Origin of the sequence: Roseburia sp. 1XD42-69, from assembly GCF_003612565.1 — a bacterium.
In the GTDB taxonomy this organism is placed as follows: domain Bacteria; phylum Bacillota; class Clostridia; order Lachnospirales; family Lachnospiraceae; genus Roseburia_B.
This window is the reverse complement of sequence record NZ_RAZG01000152.1, coordinates 1-3,232: the sequence shown is the minus strand read 5'-3', so window position 1 is coordinate 3,232 and position 3,232 is coordinate 1. Positions and strand designations below refer to the sequence as shown.

Annotated in this window: 3 protein-coding genes; all 3 read right to left on the bottom strand. The window is 44.4% G+C overall.

Annotation, left to right across the window (positions count from 1 at the left end):
• Positions 1-102: 102 nt before the first annotated feature.
• Complete coding sequence (locus tag D7Y06_RS24415) at positions 103-417, bottom strand: hypothetical protein (RefSeq protein WP_199714850.1); 315 nt, start codon at positions 415-417, stop codon at positions 103-105.
• A gap of 19 nt (positions 418-436) precedes the next feature.
• Positions 437-1,786 (bottom strand): plasmid recombination protein, encoded by a 1,350-nt coding sequence (locus D7Y06_RS24410; RefSeq protein WP_120410082.1) that lies wholly within the window; start codon positions 1,784-1,786, stop codon positions 437-439.
• A 383-nt stretch (positions 1,787-2,169) separates the two neighbouring features.
• Positions 2,170-3,147: an AAA family ATPase gene (locus D7Y06_RS24405; RefSeq protein WP_120410083.1), complete on the bottom strand. Its 978-nt coding sequence runs from the start codon at positions 3,145-3,147 to the stop codon at positions 2,170-2,172.
• Positions 3,148-3,232 lie beyond the last annotated feature (85 nt).

The window sequence follows — 3,232 nt, the reverse complement described above, 5'->3', positions numbered from 1 at the left end:
GAGTACAAAACCTAAGTTGGCTTTTTAGAGAGCTTTATTTTATTTTTATATTTCTTCGTGAAACAGCCCTAAGGGCGCAGCAACCACCGCACCCCACATTTATTATCGTTCTAACGATTTCTCTATCTTCCATTTTCGCCCTTTTAAGTCATTCTGCTTCTCATACAGATTATTGCGTTCTTTGCACAATTCTTTCATGCGTTCCAACTGCGCCCGCACTCCCTCCCGACAATCCGGCTCTATCTTCTTATATTCCCCGGTCAGATTGCGGATTGCATTATTGTTTTCCTTTATCTGCTCCGAAAGACATACCCAGTCTATCAGATTTTGCACCTCCTTGTCCGTTTCGTAAAGGTCTGTATCTGCTACGATTTTAGCACACAGCCGTATCATAACTTTCTTTTCCATATCGGTCATATCTACCAATCCCCCTTTCCTATCGGCTCATTTCAAAGGTACGTTTCAGGCGTTTATTTGCCCTTTCTGCCTGTTCTAATACCTTAGACCGTTCCACTATCGACTGCACCTGTTCCCTGCCCAAATGACGCTCCAAACGCTCCAAATCAGACGCTTTTTCCTGCAATCGGTCTATGGTGTCGCTCTGCTCCATGACCTTATCCGTCAAGCGGCTAATCTGTTTCTGTTGTCCGTCCACTTTGACGGTCAGCTTCTTGCTTTGTTCTGCAAGCTGTACGCATTTGATAGTCAGATTTTTTACCACTTCTTTCAATTTCTCCACAAGCGGTAAAGCCTTTTTATCCCGGTATGCCTTTGCGCTCATCAATGCCCCCGGCTCTGCCAACTGCCATTTCATATCTTCATCATAGGCGTAGATATTGCGCTCCATGACTTCCTTTGACTGCACCATTTTGTTAATCTCCTGCTGTAACTTTTTCTGCTGTTTCTCCAATTTTTCATTTTCGGATAACAGCTTTTCTTTATCCCCTATCAGTGTTTCCGTTTGCTCTTTCAGCAGATGATTTGTTGCGGTAAGTTCTGATACTTCCTTCCGGATTGCTTCGCCCTCTTTCCGTATCTGCTTCGTTTCCTGTCCTGCCGCAATCTGCTGATGAAGAATATTGGATAATTCCTTTTTACTGCCAGAGATTGTCTGTTCCAGTTCCGCAACCTCTTTCTGTCGCTCCTGCTTCTCAAAATCGAGTACAGACAAATGCTTATTATGTGTGCCTAACTGTTTCCACTGTACGCCATGCCGCCCCATGACTTTTGAAAGCTCCTGCTTCTCCGCTTCAATCCATTCATTCCATTCCGTCATTCCCCTTGTACCGCCTTTGAATCCCTGTTCCGACAGTGCGCCTTTTAACGATACTCTTGTATCAAGCCCACGCTTACTGTTACGGATAAAGGGAACAAAATCAATATGGATATGTGGTGTCTGCTCGTCCATGTGCAAGTGGCTTGAAAATACATATAGGTTCGGATTTCTTTTCTGAAACTGCTCCATAAACTCACGTAAAATCTCTTTCGCCAACCGCCCCTCACTGCTCTGCACATTCATATCGTCCTTGTTGCCGATTTGGAAGATAACTTCATAAAATAATTTCTCCTGTTTGCCCCGGCGTATCTTTTCGTAATAATCATCAATCTTTCGGTCACTCCGTTTCTGCTTTGCGTTGTAGCGTTCCAGTGCTTCATCAAAAAGATTGCGGTAAACTTCTTTTATATCCAAATGGCAAAATTCCACGTTATCCCGGCTTCGTTCCTTATCTACATTTTTAGCTGTAAAGGCTCTTGTATTGTGATTGACCGAACCTTTCCCCATCATACCGCTAATCGTTCTTTCCAATAGGCATATCCTCCACATTCTATATATTTGTGCCACTATTCTTACTGCGCCGACTAAGGCGCAAAGCGAAGTTTCTTCGCTTCGGCTTTGTTACTTTCCCGAAAGTAACCGAAAGTAACGCAAAAGCACTTTCGACAGGCTACGCTCTATCAAAAGTGCCTTTGCGCCCTGCCGGGGGCTTTTCCGCCCTTACGGACGGGGCGGCTTTTCGCCGCCTTGATACCGCCGCTTTTCAGCTCTCTCCCAACAGCGCAACATTGCAATGTCTATAATTTTTGCAACCTTGCAATCTTCAAGAACGCAATTCCAAGACTGCAAAATTCTAATACCCTGCATTGTTGCGCTGTTGCCTTGTCTGTCTGTTACAGACTGATTTTATCCAGTTCCCAATACCATGTATTGTTTATCCGCTTTGCCCGGACACCTAACTCTTTCTTCGCATTTTCCAGTGTCCGCTTTGATATGCCCTGTTCGTCCGCTAGATTGAAAATCTCATTGCTCTGCATGGCATTGTTTGTTTCTGCCAGTTCCCTAAGCAGACGCTTCGCCTGTTCCATTTTATTTGCTTTGGGAGCAATGCCGCCTAAGACTTCATCAGCAGTAATCTCATAATCCCCTAGCCATTGAAAACCGTCCTCCGACAATGCAAATGCTTTTGGGTGTCCGAACGCCGCAAGGTTGTTTTTAATCTGCACCACAGCCCTTATATTTTCTTCTCCCTCAACCCTGCCGACTAAAAGAACGCTTCTAGCGACTGCAAAGAAATCAATCGAACCCATTCCCCGGTATGCCGCCTTATTTCCTGCCGCTTTGTTCATATGCCCAACAAGGACAATCGCACACTGGTATCTCTCTGCCAGTGCCGCTAATTTCTTCGTCATATCCCTTGCTTCGTTTGCCCGGTTCATATCCATACCGCCGCCCAAATAGGCTTGTATCGGGTCTAAAATCAACAGCTTTGCGCCTGTTTTGATAATAGCTTGCTCTAACCGTTCATCTATCATGGAAAGTGATTTAATCTTTTCATCAATAACCGAAATTTTCCCACAGTCTGCCCCCGCCTGCTCTAACCGGGGCTTTACCGTATCGGCAAGCCCGTCCTCTGCACTCTGATAGATTACATTCAAAGGCTCTGTCAGTTTCATTTCACTGTCTATATCCTCTCCTTTAGACAATTTCGCCGCTATATTCAGTACAAATGTTGTCTTTCCATCGCCCGGATCGCCTTGAACAATAGTCAGCTTGCCATAAGGGATAAACGGAAACCAAAGCCAAGAAACTTCCTGCGACTGTATCTCCGACAATTTAATCAACTGTAATTCTGTTTTTGTTTCTTCCATAATGCCCTCCATTTCTAGGGCTGTTTCACGAAGAAATATAAAAATAAAATAAAGCTCTCTAAAAAGCCAACTTAGGTTTTGTACT

Coding starts and splice junctions, on each gene's coding strand:
- D7Y06_RS24415 (WP_199714850.1), bottom strand. CDS start 417: ATGACCGATATGGAAAAGAAAGTTATGATACGGCTGTGTGCTAAAATC.
- D7Y06_RS24410 (WP_120410082.1), bottom strand. CDS start 1,786: ATGATGGGGAAAGGTTCGGTCAATCACAATACAAGAGCCTTTACAGCT.
- D7Y06_RS24405 (WP_120410083.1), bottom strand. CDS start 3,147: ATGGAAGAAACAAAAACAGAATTACAGTTGATTAAATTGTCGGAGATA.